Origin of the sequence: Peptoclostridium litorale DSM 5388 (genome assembly GCF_900141635.1) — a bacterium.
GTDB lineage: Bacteria > Bacillota > Clostridia > Peptostreptococcales > Peptostreptococcaceae > Peptoclostridium > Peptoclostridium litorale.
The window spans coordinates 97,904-115,340 of record NZ_FSRH01000006.1; the positions used below are offsets into that span (position 1 = coordinate 97,904).

Consider the following 17,437-nt stretch of genomic DNA (forward strand, 5'->3'; position numbering starts at 1 on the left):
ATTGGGTTTTTTTATATTTATGCAATCAGATTCACAACTGCTTCATTTGATGCTATAATTTCTGACATGTTTATCAAATGGAGGTAATAATGGACAAATATCAATTGACATCTTACGAGAGAATGAAAGGGCTTTTAAACGGTACCTATTTGGACAGAGTTCCATTTATGTCATTGGCAACAATGTATGCAGGTCATTTGGCTGGATTGTCCTCTGAAAATTTTTTTCTAAGCCCACAGGCTTCTTTCGACGCACAAGTCCTTTGCGCACAGCTTCATGTCTGCGATGGCTCTCCTAGCTTTGACCTTCCTGGATGGACGGGATGGGATTTCGGGGGAGAGCTTTCATTTTCAGGCAATGGAAAAATTGAAATTCCAAAATTCAAAAAAAAAGCAGTAGAAAGCATTTATGATGCAGAAACCCTGGATATGCCGGATTTAAGCAAATGCGCCGGCTTTCAAAAAAGGCTTGAATTTCAACGAATTTCCAGGGAAAATGGCCTTTCCGCATCCATACCCGCAGGTTCTCCCCTTGAGGTGGTGGGCCATATAATGGATACTTCCACATTAATGCGCTGGTTTTATAAAAAACCCGAACTTGTTCACAGGCTGCTGAGACTTGCAACCAACTATATATTAAGTATTGCTGATTGCTATATAATTGAATTCGGTGCTCAAAACTGCTCGGCATTTTCATGCTATCCTTTGGAATCAAACACCGTAGTCTCACCCCGTATCTTTAAAGACTTCAGCTTTCCTTACATATTTGAAATCCATGAAAAACTCAAACAAAAGGGAGTTGAAAGTTTCGGGATACACCTATGCGGAGACCACAAGTTGAATTTGGAATATTTCAAGGAAATTTCACTTCCAGAAAAAAGTATTATAAGTGTAAGTGAGAAAATGGATATAGAACATGCAGCAAAAATATTCGGAAACAATTATATTATCGGAGGAAACATCCCAACCAACCTGCTTATTTGCGGAACCCAAAGGGAAGTTTTTAATGCCTCAAAAAATATAGTGCAAAAAATGAAATATCACGCTGGAGGATTTATTCTAATGCCCTCCTGCGACTTGCCTGTCCAGACTCCTCCACTGAATCTTTATGCCATGCTTAAAGCTGCAATAGATTTTGGAAGTTACGTATAATAAAAGGACTCCACTTTAAAGTGGAGTCCTTTTATTATACGTAACTTAATTTAGTCGTAAAACTGGAATCCATCATATCCCGAAGATTTTACGGTTTCAATCCTGGCCCATCCCTGGGTTCCATCGTCAGCCACCATGTAAACCCATTCATTGTCGTCAGTCTTTGTCATCCTTATGTTCTGGCCGCCGCTTGATATTACAGACGGCGAATTCTCGTCCTTCTCACTGTAGTATGTGCTGCTTTCCTTTTGGTATAGCACGTTGTTCCCAAGGCTTGTATCATAGTCCTGGTCGTATTTGTGTATGTTGTTTATAAGGCTTTTATAGGTTCCATAGTATGTAAAAATGTTTCTGCCCCACCAAGTGTGTATTTTCTCGAGCCTTACTGGAGCCTCTATTCCTTCGTCAGTAAGTATCGCCTTTGTGTTGAAGTCCTCTGAATTGCTTCTGTCGAAAGTGTCGCTCCTCGATATGAGCCCGCCCGTTGTCCCCACTGAGATTATTGGGTTTTTTGACTTTTGCCCGTTCACTTCGGTCCAGTACACATAAAATGTCGTAGTATAGTCCATGCTTGGCCCGAAATCCTTTATGCCTATGATCTTTCCAATATCAGCTCCGAACTTGTCATTGAATGCAATTATAGCAAAGCTTGAGTAGTCAGTGCTTTGCATGTTGCCAGCTTCCCTGAAGTATCCGTTTACAAGCAGCTTGCCCGTGCTGCTGTCAAACAGTATCTCCTCATCTTTGCCGTCGCCGTCAAGGTCTGAATAAACTGTTGAATCCGGCTTGTATTCCCAGTAGTTTTTGTCGTTTGTATATATCAGGCCTGAAAAAGTTTTATCTTCTCCTTTTTCAGCAGAAGGCTCTTCGACTTCTCCGTCAGTATACTGTGGCTCTTCCCCCATATACAGATAATACATGCCCTCACCTTGACTTATTCCATATCCCATTCCAAGCACTTTGTCCACGTACTTTCTGAACTCCGGAATGTCCTTGTAAAACTCGGATTCTTTCGGATCAGCTGTGTAAAATCCCCCCTTGAAGTACTTCTTTTGAATTTCATACAGCTCGCCCTCATACTCATTGAATCTCTCTTTGAGTTGTTTTTGAGAAAGCTTTTCTATTTTCTCTTCTTTGCTGTCTTTTTCAGAGTCTTCTTCTTTTACCTGCTCACCCTTATCCTTTTCAGCTTCCTCATTTTGGACTGTCTGCTCATTTCCAGCATTGCTCTCTTCTTTCGAACCACATCCTGTAGAGATGCTTACAGCCAGTACCAGCATCACTATGATCGCAAATAGTCTTTTCATAAAATCCTCCTTCTCAAAATTTTTTAACTAAATCGGCCGATGTATAATGTCCATGTCTAAAATACGTATGCTTTCACAAAAGACCAGTTTTACCAATATTATACCAAATTATCCATTCGATTTCGCTCAATCTGCTAATTTATAGCTTGAATTCACTCTTATCCCTTGAATTTTGGATTTTCATTTGCATTTTTTTAAAAAAAAACACCCGCCGATGCGACAGGTAAGATGTAAAAGATTTATTCTTTTATTTTTATGCCCTTAAATTTCAGTACTTTCTCGTATTATATGTTGAGCTGATTATATAGAAAAGGAGAATAACAATGAAAAAGAAAGTAATCTTATTTTTTGTTTGTACTTTGATGTTTTTTTCACCACGGGTTTTAGCCGAAGGGAATAAAAGAAAGGAAAATAAGCATTCCAAAAAAAACAAAGGAAAGAATAGGCGCTCCCTCCAGTCTTTCCCTTAATATTCCTTTTTATGCCATTTGCGAGATCTTACAAGTTTAATGCATCAGGCATAGTCCTCCAAGCACATCACTCAAAAACACCTGCAAATAATATGCAAGCACTTGATTAAATAAGCCTGCTAAAATATTCTTTCAAAACCCAGCTTATAGTCTCTACAGTAGCTGAATTGTCCCTTTCCACATAGTATCCTATCGCATATATTATCCATATGTGAACCGGGTAGAACACGTAAAACATGTACTTTGCAGGCTTGGAACTTGCTCCGCGCTCGCCGTTGTACATAAGTATGAACGGTACGGCGAAAACCTGCATCCACTGGACGTCGAACATCAGCAGCCCATACCATCCGAAATCCGGATTTGTTATGAAGCCCGGGATTGAAAAGCCCATCGTAGTGATGAGCGACACCGCTATGTATACTGCAGCCATCTTCGCTTTACTGCCCCTTAGGAAGTAAAATACCAAAGTCATTGACATACCGTATATTGTCGCCTCTGTAAACACGGATGCAATAACAAGTACAATCACTCCTACGATCCCGCCTGCCATTGCGGCCTTGCTCCTGCTATTGTCCCTTGTCCAATCCATCATTGCCATTATCAGCACCGACATTGCAAGCGAGAGGAATATGTTGTTGTGTATCCCGTAATCTCTGCTGAAAGCCATCATTACAAACTTGCTTCCCGCAAACATCACTAGAGACCATGCAAAAAGCCTAAGTGCGTACTTTTTCTTGCTCCTTGTATTGAAAAATCCCTCCACCAAAAAGAAGAAAAATATAGGTGCGACTATCCTTCCAATAAAATTAAACCAGATCGGCATTCCCGGAATATACGACGCCAAGTGATCAAAAGCCATAAGTATCATTGCAAATATTTTAAGCTGAAAACTGTTCACAATCTTGTCCCCTTTCAAAATCCCATGCCGATACATCCCGGCTGTAAAAATTCCACTCCCATCGCAGTGTCAAAATCCTTCAGGTTTATTTCAGTTCCAAAACCGGATCTTGCATACTCTTTCACCTTTTTGCCAAGGCTATCCTCAAGCTTTTTCACCTCGTTGTACTCGTCGATCTTTACCGCCGCAGTGCATCCCGCAGTCATTGCCATGAGAACCACCGCCATAATCATCGATATTATCCTTTTTTTCATATTAATCGTCCTCCTGTTTTTATTTAGAATATTCATGTAGAACCTTGCCCTTCTTCTAAATACTATTTTATAGCCTTTACTGAATTTTAAAAATCGATTTACATTACGCTTCCTTACGGTTTCGAAAGGTTATAATGAAGCTAAAAAAGCGTCTACCACAACACAGCAGACGCCTGTTTCCATCTGAATCATATTTACTTTCATATCACCTCTAGGCATTTACCGCTCAGTCTTCTGGTTATCCATGCCAATCGGCAGTGATATTAATCCCTAAGTATTATGCTTTTGCAGCCTGCACATGTCGCCGCAAAATAGCCTCCGTATATTGCCGTAAAGAATGCGGCCGTTATGAAAATGCTCTTCCCAGCGTTTATTTTACCTATGCTTGCAATCACATTGTTTGCAACTGAAAGTCCCACTATGGAATGTACTATCGCAAGTAAAAGGGGCATCATGAAGTACACGAGGACCTGTACGAAAAGAGCCCTTTTGACCAGGTCTTTTTCAGCCCCTATTTTTTGGAGAAGGTCATACCTTTTCTTGTTGTCAGCCGCCTCCGAAAGCTGCTGGAGCGCCAGTATCGCAACGCATGCCACAAGGAAAACGAATCCAAGGTATATTGCAAGAAATGTAGCTATTGTACTTGCGGATATGGACTCCATATGAATTCTCGTTTTTGAAAGGGCTATGTCGAAAGGTGTATTCGATGCTTCGCTTTCACCCCGGTATTCATTCAGAATCATGTCAATATCTTCATCGATTTTCACTCCATCTGCAAATTCATTGTATTTTACATTGAGCACAATATACTCCATGTCAAGCCCTTTGACAAGCTCGTCATTTACAATGAACATCGGCTCGACAAAAAAGTCTTCGTCATTGACTATGCTCTCATTGAAAATCATATTGAATCCAGGCCTCAACTCTTTCCCGCCGATTGAAAAAGCTTTTCCCGATTCTGCAATGTACTTTACGTAGTTTACGACTTCCTCTTTCGTGCAGTTTATTGCAAATTCGCCTTTTGCAAGGCCTATTCCCTTTTTTCCCTGAAGATAAAGGGCATTATTGTAATCCGAAAGCGAAATTATGCTTATCTCCCTGTCTCCCATCCATTTGTATACGCCTTCACTGTATTCAGGCGAAAGGATGTCCCTTAGCCAGACATTGGCTTTGTATACCGTATACTGCTCGTACTCTTCAGTCTTGCCGTCCAAAGGATATATCCCGTCTATTTGAGCGTAGATGTCATTTTCACCCTGCAATTCTCCGTCAGAATTGAAGTGTATGAAGCTGTTGTCAAACACCGTCCCTTTTTCCAGCTTTTGGTTCGCCACTTCATTGACGCTCATTCCGCTCGAAAATGTCCCTATGGCGAGAAGAAGTATTATGCATATTATGCTCATGGACACGTATGCGGTGTTGACCTTGCTGGCTATCTGCCTCATCACAAAAATGTTGAGGCCTCTGAAGTAAACAGATTTATTCTTTTGTAAAAGCCTCAGGGCAATGCCCGAAAGAGACATGAAAAACAGCAGCGTTCCAAGACTTCCAAGCACTATGCTCATAGTAAAGTCCATGTTCAAGTCCATCATTCCGTTTTTTATTATGAAATAGTACGAAAACCCCAGGCTTATTATGGACATAGCAAACAGTGCAATTGAAAGCTTAACGCTTCTTGTCTTGAACTCCTCATTTTTGCTATCCGCATACAAAAGCTTTATCAGACTACACTTTGCTATGGACACAAAATTGAACGACATTACAACTGCGAATATGAGCCCGAAATACATTATGGACTTCGCGGCCGCTTTTGGCGAGAATATGAACTTGAAGCTAGTCATGTCAGCCTCAAACAGCTTGGCCGTGAATATGGACATTAGCTGGGACATGAAAATTCCCGCCACAAGCCCTGTAATAAGCGCGAATATTCCTATCATAAGAGTTTCCATCATTAGTATGAGCGATATTTTTCCCTTTTCCATTCCCAGGGTCATGTATATTCCAAGCTCTTTCTTCCTTCGCCTTACAAGAAAATTGTTGGCATATACAATCAAAAGTCCCAGCACTACGGAAACGAACACCGACATGTACCCAAGAGTACTTGAAAGGGTCTGCATTGCGGCGTGCTTCATCTTTGTGACACTCATGAGCTCCTCCTGTGCCTCTATGGAATTGAACATGTAGAATATGCACACCGCAAAAGCAAGCGTCATGAAATATATTGCAAAATCTCTTATGCTCTTTTTTACGTTTCCAGCGGCAATTTTAAAAAGCATCATCGTTATCGCCTCCAAGAAGAGTCACCACGTCAATTATCCTGTCGAAAAATTCCTTTCTGGAATCCTCTCCGCGAATAAGCTCCGTGAATATTTTGCCGTCCTTCAAAAAGAGTATCCGCTTTGAATAGCTCGCCGCAAATGCATCGTGGGTTACCATGAGGATTGTGGCTCCATCCTCTGCGTTGAGCTTTCCAATGCTTTCAAGAAGCACCTTCGATGACTTCGAGTCGAGCGCGCCGGTCGGCTCGTCTGCGAATATGAGCTTTGGACTCGTTATTATCGCCCTTGCCGATGCTACCCTTTGCTTTTGCCCCCCTGACATCTGGTAGGGGTACTTTTCAAGGACATCCTCTATACAAAGCTTTCTTGCAATTTCCCTGATGCTTGAATCTATGTCTTTTGCCAGGTGGTTCATTATCGTAAGGGCTATCGCTATATTTTCATATGCGGTGAGCGTGTCCAAAAGGTTGTAGTCCTGGAATATGAATCCCAGCTGCTCCCTTCTGAATTTTGAAAGCTTTTTGCCCTTGAGTCCTGTTATCTCGTCCCCGTCTATATATATTCTCCCCGAGGTCACGCTGTCTATAGTGGATATGCAGTTTAAGAGCGTGGTCTTTCCGCTTCCACTCGCCCCCATTATAGCGACATATTCTCCCGAGCATACAGAAAAGCTTACGTTGTTCAGCGCCCTTGTCACATACTTTTTACTGCCATAGTATTTTTCTATATTTTCAACATTAAGCAGATTTCCCATCATAAAACCTCCCGCTACCTTCATTGTTTTTACGTTCTTATGAATCCATTATACAGCCCCAATATGTTTTTTTACATCGATTTGCCTTACGCTTTCTTACGGTTTTGAAAGGTTTCAGTCTGTTTTGCCTGAAAAGCAAAAAGAACCGCATAGTTACGATTCTTCAAATTGCAGCATTTTATTTTGTGGAAAATATATGTCTACCGTAGTCCCCTCGCCCACGCTCGACTCTATGTCTATTTTAAGCCCCATCTTCCTGCACAGCTTCCTGCAAAGATACAGCCCTATTCCAGTCGACTTTCGGGAAATCCTTCCGTTTTCTCCCGTAAAACCCTTCTCAAACACCTTGCCGATGTCCTTTTGAGTTATCCCCATTCCGTTGTCCTTTATTGAAAGGACCGTCCCCGCCTCTTCCTCTCTTGCACAGAAGCGGATTTTAAAATCCTCTCCCTTGTATTTTACGGCATTTTCTATGATCTGACCCAGTACAAACCTTATCCATTTTATGTCTGCATACACATGTAAGCCGCTTAGATTCTCCTTCGAAATCCCCGCCCTGTTTTCAATGAGAACCTTTGAGTGCCTCCTTATCGAGTCGTTAACCATCTGCTCAAGATTCAGCCTCTTTATTATGTAGTCGTTTTCCATATTGCTTATCTTTGAGTAGTAAAGGGCCTGTTCCACAAACCGGTCTATCCTGTCCAGCTCCTCAAGCAGGCTCGACGTTACATCATTCCTATTGTTTTCAATTATGAGCCTGCTCGAAGATATGGGGGTCTTCACCTCGTGCACCCATGTCTCTATGTACTCCTTGTATTCCTCCGACAATGTCTTGTATCTTGATATCTCGTCGTTCATGGACTTGTTTGCCATCTGAAGCACATCATAAAATATCTCTCCCTCCATGAAAGTGGGTCTAAATACCATCTCGGATATAAGGTGTTTCTTGTCAATGGCCTCGCTCCTTTCAACCACATTGCTGTAAAAACGGCATTTTTTCATGTACTCGTATGCCAGCGCGCCGCACATACCCATAACATGCAGTGAAAAGAGCATTGACACCAAATAAGTGCTTATATTAAAAGCCAAAAGCACTGCTGATTCAAAAATAACCGTGAATAGCATAATCACTGTAAAAAAGGCTTTGTCCCTTAAAAAATCAGTTGTCTTCATATCACTATGTACCCCTGCCCTCTTTTGGTCTTTATGAAATCGTCCACCCCTATTGACTTTAGCTTTTCCCTGAGCCTCGATATGTTTACAGTGAGAGTGTTGTCGTCCACAAACTGGTCGCTTTGCCAAAGCTCGTCCATTATGTCATTTCTCGATACAATGCTCCCTTTGTTTTTTATCAGCACATTGAGTATCCTCAGTTCGTTTTTAGTGAGCTCCTCCTCCCTGCCTTCAAAGCCTACAGTGCCCTTTGACCTGTCAAGAGCAACTCCCACGTGCTCAAGTTTTTGTGATCCTGAACTCTCGCTACACCTGCCCAGCACCGAGTTTATCCTTGCAAGAAGTATCTGAGAATTGTAGGGCTTCGTCACGAAGTCGTCAGCACCCAGGTTTATGCTCATAAGCTCGTCCATGTCAGTGTCCCTGCTTGTCACTACAATTATCGGGACGTTAGAAACCTTCCTTATCTCCCTGCATATGTGATGCCCGTCAAAATAGGGAAGGTTTATGTCCAGAAGTATTATATCCGGCTTGGAATCAAGCGCTATGTCTATTATGTTTTTAAAGTCATCGCTAAAATCGCATTCATATCCATATCTTTCAAGAAATATGGCCAGCTCTTTTCTTATCTTCTCGTCGTCTTCAACTATGAATATACTCGACATTATTCACCTCTCAAACAGTCTGATTTGTAAACCTTTTGCAAAAGTTTACCTTTGACTTTGCAATTTTCCAAATCTTTATTCACATATTATACTATAACTTTAATGATATCAAAATTTTTTATTCCAATTCATAAACTCATTTCCAACGCACCCGTAACCACAACAAATATGAACGCTCCCCATGGATGTGTAAACTTTTAATAAAGTCTATTCATCCATGGGGAGCGTTCATATTTTAAAAATGAGGTTTGACATTTTAAGCTTTCAATTTATTTTTTGAGTATTCTCATGGAGTTCATAACGGCTATTATGGACACTCCCACATCTGCAAATATCGCAAGCCACATGCTTCCAAGGTTCATGAATGCAAGCACGAAAACCATCCCCTTTATGCCCACAGACATTCCTATGTTCATATTGACTATGCTCTTGGTTCTTTTTGCTATTTCTATGGCCTTGGCCAGCTTTGAAGGCTCGTCGCTCATTATGACAACGTCCGCTGCCTCTATAGCCGCGTCAGAGCCGACTCCTCCCATCGCCACTCCTACATTTGCCCTTGCAAGCACCGGAGCGTCATTTATTCCGTCTCCCACAAACGCAAGCCCTCTGATGTTTTCATTGTAAAGCTCTTCGACTTTTTCAACCTTGTCCTGCGGAAGAAGCTCAGAATACACCCTGTCTATTCCAAGGTCTTTTCCAACAATGTCTGCAACTTCCTTTTTGTCTCCGGTAAGCATTGCTATATTTTGTATTCCAACATCTTTGAGACTTCTTATTGCGTCTTTGGAATCTATCTTCACTTCGTCTTTTATTATCATATGGCCTGCGTATTTTCCGTCCAGTGCAGTGTATATTACTGTTCCAACAGCTTCTACTGGTTCGCACTTTATCCCGAATTGATCCATGAGTTTTTTGTTTCCGCTTGCGACAGAAACTCCATCGACAAGGGCCGTTACGCCTTTTCCCGCTATGTCCCTGTACTCCTTTACCAGCTTTTTGTCTAAATGCCCGTCGTATTCTTCAGTTATTGAAAGTGCTATGGGATGGTTTGAAAAGCTTTCAGCAAAGGCGGTATATCTTAAGAGCACATTGTCCGATATCCCTCCCATGCCCTTTATGTCGTCCACCTTGAAGCTCCCCTTTGTAAGAGTCCCCGTCTTGTCGAAAACCACTGTGTCTATCTGGGTAAGTGCCTCAAGATAATTGCCTCCCTTTACAAGTATTCCGTTTTTGGAAGCTGCTCCAAGCCCCGCAAAATATCCCATAGGCACCGATATTACAAGCGCGCATGGACAAGATATTACAAGGAATATCGCCGCCTTGTAAATCCAGGTTTCAAAGCTCTGCCCTTCCATTATAAGTGGCGGAATCAGTGCGGTCATCACAGCCGCAGCAACTACAGCTGGCGTGTAATACTTTGCGAATTTGGTTATCCTTTTCTCCGTTTCGGCTTTTTTGCTGCTTGCATTTTCAACGAGATGTAGTATCTTCGACACTGCAGACTCATTGAAGCTCTTTGTCACTTCTATAGTCAATACTCCGTTTATGTTTATGAATCCGCTTGTTATTTCATCTCCCTTGGATACGTCCCTAAGAGCCGATTCCCCTGTAAGGGCTGCCGTGTCCACAGAAGACGCGCCTTCTATTATCTTGCCGTCTAGAGGAACTTTTTCTCCCGGCTTTACAATTATTACGTCCCCCCTGCTTACGTCACCCGGAGAAACCCTTTTGAAATCGTCTCCGACTTTGAGGTTTGCATATTCGGGCCTTATGTCCATAAGCTCCGCTATTGACTTTCTAGACGATTCAACCGCCCTCCCCTGGAAATACTCCCCTATTTCATAAAGCAGAACTACCATTATAGCTTCCGGATACTCCCCTATTCCAAATGCGGCCATAGTGGCTATGGTCATAAGGAAATTCTCGTCAAAAAGTTCTCCACGCAGTATATTTCTTGCTGACTTTATTATTATGTCTTTCCCTATGGCAAAATAACTGATCAAAAAAAGGAATATGCCAAAAGGCTGCTCCTTTAAGTATAATGCGCCCAGGAATACAGCTATCCCTGCGCCTATCCTGTGGAGTCTTGACCTGTCGAGCCGCCTCTTTTTTGCCTCTTTGTCTGGATTTTTTTTAGATGATTTGCTTTTCTCCTCAACTATAGCGCCAGGTTCCACCTGGTCCGCTATTTTTTGAACCGCATCAATTACTGTATCCGCATTACTTTCGCTTACCTCTACTGTAAGCGTAGACGTTGCAAAATTCATGACTGAACCCTTTATAAAACTTAAGTCTGCCACATTGCTCTCTATTTTTGCTGCACAAGAAGCGCAGTGAAGTCCATTTATTAAAAATTCCTTCACCTCGTATCCCTTTGCCGCTGAAATCACAGATGTTGTAAGTTTGACTTCCTGTCCATGACAGCAGCAACCTTGGCTGTGCGTATGTTTTTCACCCATAATTAGTCCTCCCGTGCATTTCTATTTTCACAATACATGAATAGTTGTTCATATGTCATTTTAATATTATACCCTTTCGGGGTTTTAGTCAAGCACTAATATAATGTGAATCTGCCTTACTGATGCCCTGTCGCCTGATGTCATAGTTAGCATGAATTCATGTCCACTTAAGCTTTTTGGGAATCATGGGGAATTTTCGCTGAATTTTGAAAAAAAAGGATACATAGTCTTTACTACATATCCTCTTACAGTCATAAATTATACTTTTTTGATCATATGATTAGTTTTAAGTGCTTATAAATCTCCTGCATTCAGCCTCTAACGAAGCTTAAAAGCTATAATTCAGCCATATAAATTTATATGCCTAGTTTCCTGAAAGTGCACATTCTCTTGTCATCTGTATATACGACTTCAAATCCTATTGATTTTGCAATATGCTCAAGCGTCTTAATCGTAAAAAACGATATGTGGGTTTTATCCCTTCTGTACCACCACTCGAGAAATGCATCCTCGTCGTTTTCATGAAAAAGCGTCATGAAGGCTAAAATACCGCTGTCTTTGAGCTGCTCGTGAAAAAGCCTGAATACCTCCATTGGATTTGGAATGTGCTCCACGACCTCCGTAGACACTATGACATCGTACTTCTTGCCAATATACACTTTTTCCGGCTGATAGTGGAGATCATAATTGTCTATTTGAAAGTCATAGTCCCTTTTTATGAGCTGGGTCAAAACCGGTTCAGGCCCGCTTCCAAAATCAAGCGCCAGTCCGCTGCTCTTGAATGGCATTACGGCTGAGCTTAAAAAATTTTGAAACATTTTCACATAGCCTTCGCATTCAATTGAGTTTTCATGCAAATCGTAAATCTCTTTTTCCTTGTCGAAAGACACTCTCTTTGAATCATCCTTTTGAATGAATTCACAAGTTTGACAGTGGTAATATGATATGTCAAACTGATCATCTTTAATAATGCGGGTACTCCCCCCACAAATTTTACACATTACTGAAATAATATCACCTCAAAAAAATTTAATATTATCTTTTTATGCTGCTGTAAAAGCTCTCTCCATTGCCACCATACTCCACTCCTAGCATGTCAGCAATGGTTGCAGCCATGTCGGCAAAGCTTTTTCTGGTTCCCATGTCCACATTAGGCTGTATTCCTTTTCCGTACACAATAAGTGGAACATACTCCCTCGTGTGGTCAGTACCCTTGTACGTCGGGTCGTTTCCGTGGTCTGCTGTGAAGAATACTACGTCGTCTTCACTCATGGCGGCCAGTATTTCAGGTATTCTCTCGTCAAACTCCTCGAGAGCCTTAGCATAGCCCGTGGCATTTCTTCTGTGTCCGTACTTCGCATCAAAGTCAACAAGGTTTGTCATTATTATTCCCTCGTTTTGAGACTTGATGTATCTTATGGTCTGGTCCACTCCGTCCATGTTGCTTTTAGTGTGGATGTCCTCCGTTATACCCTGCCCGTTGAATATGTCCACAATTTTCCCTACCGCTATTACGTCCTTGCCTGCCGATTTGATGTAGTCTAAAAGTGTATCTGAAGGCGGGCTTACAGAATAATCCCTTCTGTTCGAAGTTCTTTCAAAGCTTCCCGGCTGCCCTGTGAAAGGCCTCGCTATTACCCTGGCAACGGAATGCTTTCCCGTGCATATATTTCTTGCAGCCTCGCACATTCTGTAAAGCTCCTCAAGAGGTATTATATCTTCGTGCGCAGCTATCTGGAATACGCTGTCCGCAGACGTGTATACTATAGGCTTTCCAGTTTCCATATGCTCCTCGCCAAGCTCTTCAATAACCGCAGTTCCGGAAGCCGGCTTGTTGCAAATAATATTTCTTCCAACGGCCTCTTCAAACGCTTCTACCACCTCCGGCGGGAAGCCTTCAGGATAGGTGTTGAACGGCTCGAACGTATGAATGCCCGTAAGCTCCCAGTGGCCTATCGTAGTGTCTTTTCCGCTTGAAACCTCTGCCATTCTCGCATAGGCTCCAAAGGCGGATTTCTCTCCTCCGACCGCACCTGTTCCCTCTATGTTTCCTATTCCGAGCTTTTTAAGGTTCGGGATGTTGAATCCTTCATGGTTTTTTGCAATATTGTTCAGCGTATTTACGCCTACATCTCCATACTTGTCACTGTCTGGCAGCGCCCCTACTCCCACGCTGTCCATAATTATAACTATCGCTCTTTTTATCATAACTACCTCTCCATAATAATTATTCACAGGCACTGCCTTTGGCTCCATGCCTGTTGATTTTAGCTCCTTTTAATACAATAATCGTTTGCAATATAAAAGCAGGTGAAGTCCACCCGCTCTTGTTTTGAAATCAACTGCCTGTTGGCAATTTGAAAATTTCCTCATAAATAATATACCATAAATTCAAGTGGTTGATACCTGTTTTCTCATTTATACTCACTTGAAAATTCATTACAAGTCCATTTGCTGCGGTAATTGTTGGCATACTTCTCGCATTTCCAGCCGGCCTAAAATTTTCTCAAGTATCTGTCCAGCTCCCACTGGGATACGTATTTTGAATATTCCCCCCACTCGTACAGCGCCGCGTCAATGAACTTTTTCAGGGCATGCCTGCCAAGGGCCTCCTGCACAACGCTGTCCTTTAGCAGCTCTTGGACTGCTTCATATAAGTTTGCCGGAAGCCTTTCAATCCCCCTCTCCGCCATTTCGCTTTCATCCATTTTATAGACATTTCTGTTTACCGGTTTTGGGGGTTCTATATTGTTTTTAATTCCGTCTAGTCCCGACTTTAACACAGCTGCCAGCCCTATATATGGATTTGCCGATGGATCTGGGCTTCTAAGTTCTATCCTGGTTGACTTTTCTCTTTTCGAAGGCACCCTTATAAGCGGACTCCTGTTGCCTGACGACCACGCAATGATAGTAGGAGCTTCATATCCCGGTGTCAGCCTCTTGTATGAATTCACTGTTGGATTGGTGATTGCAGTAAATCCCTTTGCATGCTCCATGACTCCGCCAAGGAAATGATACGCCGTCTTTGAAAGCTGCATTTCATCTGTCTCATCGTAGAACGCATTTTTTCCATCCAGTGTCTGTAGCGACATGTTTACGTGCATCCCTGATCCGCTGAGTCCGAATTTTGGTTTTGGCATGAACGTTGCATGCAGTCCGTGTCTTTGGGCGATAATCCTTACGGCCATTTTGAAAGTCATTATGTTGTCGGCAGTAGTCAGCGCATCGGCATATTTGAAGTCTATTTCATGCTGGCCGGGTGCACATTCATGGTGCGACGCCTCTATCTCAAAGCCCATCTGCTTTAACACCAATGTCATCTCCTTGCGCGCACTCCCCCCCAAATCGGCAGGCGCCAGGTCAAAATACCCCGCATCGTCATGGGTTTCTATGGTAGGCTGTCCCCTTTCATTTGTGTGGAACAGGAAAAATTCACATTCCGGTCCCACATTTAATATGTATCCCATATCGTAAGCTTCCTTTAGCACCTTTTTTAACGTGTTCCTAGGACAGCCTTCAAAAGGCGTGCCGTCTGCCATGAACACATCGCATATCAGCCTCGCCTCTTTTGGATAGCTGCTCCAGGGCAGTACCACAAATGTGGACAGGTCAGGCCTTAAATACATGTCAGACTCCTCTATCCTGACAAAACCGTCTATAGACGAACCGTCAAACATTATTTCGTTGTTAAGCGCCTTGTCCAGCTGATCCACTGTAATTGATATGTTTTTCATTACTCCAAGAATATCAGTAAACTGAAGATGTATAAACTCCACTTCCGACTCCCTCACTGTTTCCAAAAGCTTTTCTCTTTCATTCACTATTGACCACCCCTTCCATCTGCCATTTATGTCCAGCAACTTCACAAGCTTTTATTCAACTATTTAATATATTCCCCTAGTCTACAGTTTTACAATCAAACACTTTATATAATGCTATTTTTCATGGGTTTTAAAACAGTGAAAATCGGCGTGAATTTAAGCCTTATATTTTAAAAAGCAGGTGCCAAAGGCACCTGCTCTCACTTATGACAGTCACTATTCAACTTTGCACTATTGCCTCACTATCCCAAACGCTCAATGCAAAACACTTACAAGTTTTACTCATTTTGCATTGAATGTGTTTTTCGTCCCAAATCCAAAACTATCTATATAGGTCTGCTGCAAACTCTTTGAGGCTCTTCTCGTCAGTCACTTCAAAATGCCTGTCCTTCTTTATAAGCACCCCCTTTTCACAAAGTGAGTTTAAAGTCCTCAGAAGATGCCTATAGCTTGATCCCAAAAGCTCTGCTATTTCTGTCAGGTTTTCATTAAATACAATCACCTTTCTGCCGCCATAGTCCATTATTTCCTCAGTGGCAATTATATAGCTTGCAAGCCTGTTTTCAAGCGGGTAAAGCAGGTTTATGGAGCTGTTTTTAGAACACATGCTAAGCTTTTCACCTAGTGAACTGCATACAAACCTCAAAAATTTGGCATCGCCCAGAAGATGTTTTATTGCATTTTCAATTGAAATCCCTATGCAGTATACATCCTCTATTGCCTGCACATTCGTAGACGCGCTTTGCCCGTTGATTATCTCAAGATCCCCAAGCACCTTGAATCCCTTGTAAAAACAGAGCAGAAGAGATTTTCCATTGCTAAGAGTTACATACACCTTCGCCTTCCCTTCTACCAGAAAAAGAAGATGCCCTACATTTTCGCCATCCATGCAGATATACTCCCCCTTTTTAAACGAGAAGAGCTCCATAAAAGGCCTCATGTCTTTCGAAAAAATCTCATCTATTCCATATTTTAAAATATATTTTTCCATTCTCTTGATATCATTTATTTTCACCATGGCTTTGCATTCCATCTCCATATAATTTATTTCCTCTCAGTATGACATATGTCATAACCATTTTCAACTTTTACATGGTATCTTATACTCAAGGATTAAGTCTTTAAGGAGGCAACATTATGAATAATTTGATTTCAACCTTTATAGGTGCTTTGATATCTTTCATGATTCTGGTAAATGGCATACTCTCAGACAGCATAGGAAACTACTCTTCAAGTGTTATAATCCACCTTGTAGGGCTGGTTTCAGTATTAATAGTGCTTGCAGCATGCAGATCTAAAATAAGTATTCAAAAGGGAATCCCTCTATATATGTACAGCGCAGGAGCTCTTGGCGTTTTCACTGTCCTTTTCAGCAATTTGAGCTTTACGCAACTTGGAGTATCTCTCACCCTTGCACTAGGACTGCTTGGACAGTCCATATCTTCGATTGTAATAGACCACTTCGGGCTTCTTGGAATGGATACTGTGAAATTCAAAAGTAAAAAATACATCGGTCTGCTTCTAATATCACTCGGGATATTTGTAATGGCCGCTTATTAAAGGAGGACTACAATGCTTTTTGTTTATATATTAATATCAATACTTGCCGGCGTGTCTGTTGTGGTTTCCAGGATAATAAACTCCAACCTTGCCGAGAAAATAGGCATTCTACAGGGAACCTTTTTCAATTTTATATTAGGGCTAATATGCTCATATGTTTTCCTGTTTTTAAGCGGCAGCAGCGTGGCCCTGCCAATGTCAAAAATGGAATCGGTGCCTCTATGGGTATTTTCAGGAGGAGCTGCAGGAGTATTGACGATTGTTCTTTCAAACTATATCACTCCTAAAATATCCGCATTCTACCTTACTCTGCTCGTATTCATAGGCCAGCTTTTCACCGGCATGGCCATAGACTATTTTACTCTGGGCGAGATATCATCAGGTAAAATAATCGGAGGAATCCTTGTTCTTGTAGGGCTAGGCTACAACCTTCTGGTTGATAAAAATTCAGACAGCGAGCCGGCTGCAAATCAAAACAAGTTTTTTGTTGAAAGCAATAAGATTGTATAATTAAACATCAAATGCTCATTTTCAACCTTTTCCTATACGCCTGTCTTGATCTGTGGAGACAGCAATACTCATACAAGAATCCTGCAATTTTTCACTAAAAATATTACTTATAAATAAATTTTGACTACTCTGCCGC

Annotated in this window: 15 protein-coding genes; 3 read left to right on the forward strand and 12 right to left on the reverse strand. The window is 41.8% G+C overall.

Going from position 1 to position 17,437, the window contains the following annotated elements; all coding sequences use genetic code 11:
* The first annotated feature begins 89 nt into the window (after positions 1 to 89).
* The gene (locus BUQ87_RS07215; RefSeq protein ID WP_038264011.1) at positions 90 to 1,151 is read left to right on the forward strand and encodes a uroporphyrinogen decarboxylase family protein; all 1,062 of its coding nucleotides are present in this window, start codon (positions 90 to 92) and stop codon (positions 1,149 to 1,151) included.
* A gap of 50 nt (positions 1,152 to 1,201) precedes the next feature.
* On the opposite strand, the gene BUQ87_RS07220 is transcribed toward BUQ87_RS07215, so the two are convergent.
* The 12 genes from BUQ87_RS07220 to yeiL form a co-directional block, all read right to left on the reverse strand.
* Entirely contained in the window at positions 1,202 to 2,458 is a 1,257-nt protein-coding gene (locus BUQ87_RS07220; RefSeq protein ID WP_038264013.1) for a hypothetical protein, read from the reverse strand.
* 576 nt (positions 2,459 to 3,034) lie between these two features.
* Positions 3,035 to 3,826: a TraX family protein gene (locus BUQ87_RS07225; protein ID WP_200774450.1), complete on the reverse strand. Its 792-nt coding sequence runs from the start codon at positions 3,824 to 3,826 to the stop codon at positions 3,035 to 3,037.
* A 14-nt stretch (positions 3,827 to 3,840) separates the two neighbouring features.
* Positions 3,841 to 4,080, reverse strand: a complete 240-nt coding sequence (locus BUQ87_RS07230) for a hypothetical protein (protein WP_038264014.1) — start codon at positions 4,078 to 4,080, stop codon at positions 3,841 to 3,843.
* Positions 4,081 to 4,343: 263 nt separating this feature from the next.
* A complete protein-coding gene (locus tag BUQ87_RS07235) occupies positions 4,344 to 6,359 on the reverse strand; it encodes an FtsX-like permease family protein (protein ID WP_052636064.1) in 2,016 nt (671 codons plus the stop codon).
* Positions 6,346 to 7,113: an ABC transporter ATP-binding protein gene (locus BUQ87_RS07240; RefSeq protein WP_038264017.1), complete on the reverse strand. Its 768-nt coding sequence runs from the start codon at positions 7,111 to 7,113 to the stop codon at positions 6,346 to 6,348. The genes BUQ87_RS07235 and BUQ87_RS07240 overlap by 14 nt, the downstream gene beginning before the upstream one ends.
* A 153-nt stretch (positions 7,114 to 7,266) precedes the next feature.
* Entirely contained in the window at positions 7,267 to 8,286 is a 1,020-nt protein-coding gene (locus BUQ87_RS07245; RefSeq protein WP_038264019.1) for a sensor histidine kinase, read from the reverse strand.
* The gene (locus tag BUQ87_RS07250) at positions 8,283 to 8,951 is read right to left on the reverse strand and encodes a response regulator transcription factor (protein ID WP_038264020.1); all 669 of its coding nucleotides are present in this window, start codon (positions 8,949 to 8,951) and stop codon (positions 8,283 to 8,285) included. The genes BUQ87_RS07245 and BUQ87_RS07250 overlap by 4 nt, the downstream gene beginning before the upstream one ends.
* 269 nt (positions 8,952 to 9,220) lie before the next feature.
* Positions 9,221 to 11,410, reverse strand: coding sequence for a heavy metal translocating P-type ATPase (locus BUQ87_RS07255; protein WP_077216517.1), 2,190 nt, complete (start codon positions 11,408 to 11,410; stop codon positions 9,221 to 9,223).
* A 356-nt stretch (positions 11,411 to 11,766) separates the two neighbouring features.
* Positions 11,767 to 12,300 (reverse strand): class I SAM-dependent methyltransferase, encoded by a 534-nt coding sequence (locus BUQ87_RS07260; protein ID WP_038264023.1) that lies wholly within the window; start codon positions 12,298 to 12,300, stop codon positions 11,767 to 11,769.
* A gap of 145 nt (positions 12,301 to 12,445) precedes the next feature.
* Complete coding sequence (locus BUQ87_RS07265; RefSeq protein ID WP_038264026.1) at positions 12,446 to 13,618, reverse strand: phosphopentomutase; 1,173 nt, start codon at positions 13,616 to 13,618, stop codon at positions 12,446 to 12,448.
* A gap of 287 nt (positions 13,619 to 13,905) precedes the next feature.
* Positions 13,906 to 15,276 (reverse strand): type I glutamate--ammonia ligase, encoded by a 1,371-nt coding sequence (glnA, locus tag BUQ87_RS07270; protein WP_242943803.1) that lies wholly within the window; start codon positions 15,274 to 15,276, stop codon positions 13,906 to 13,908.
* Positions 15,277 to 15,553: 277 nt separating this feature from the next.
* Positions 15,554 to 16,249, reverse strand: coding sequence for a transcriptional regulator YeiL (yeiL, locus tag BUQ87_RS07275; protein ID WP_038264616.1), 696 nt, complete (start codon positions 16,247 to 16,249; stop codon positions 15,554 to 15,556).
* Positions 16,250 to 16,368: 119 nt separating this feature from the next.
* Between yeiL and BUQ87_RS07280 the strand changes: the two genes are divergently transcribed.
* Entirely contained in the window at positions 16,369 to 16,791 is a 423-nt protein-coding gene (locus BUQ87_RS07280; protein ID WP_038264028.1) for a DMT family transporter, read from the forward strand.
* Between the two features lie 12 nt (positions 16,792 to 16,803).
* Positions 16,804 to 17,301 (forward strand): DMT family transporter, encoded by a 498-nt coding sequence (locus tag BUQ87_RS07285; RefSeq protein ID WP_052636065.1) that lies wholly within the window; start codon positions 16,804 to 16,806, stop codon positions 17,299 to 17,301.
* The last annotated feature ends 136 nt before the right edge of the window (positions 17,302 to 17,437 follow it).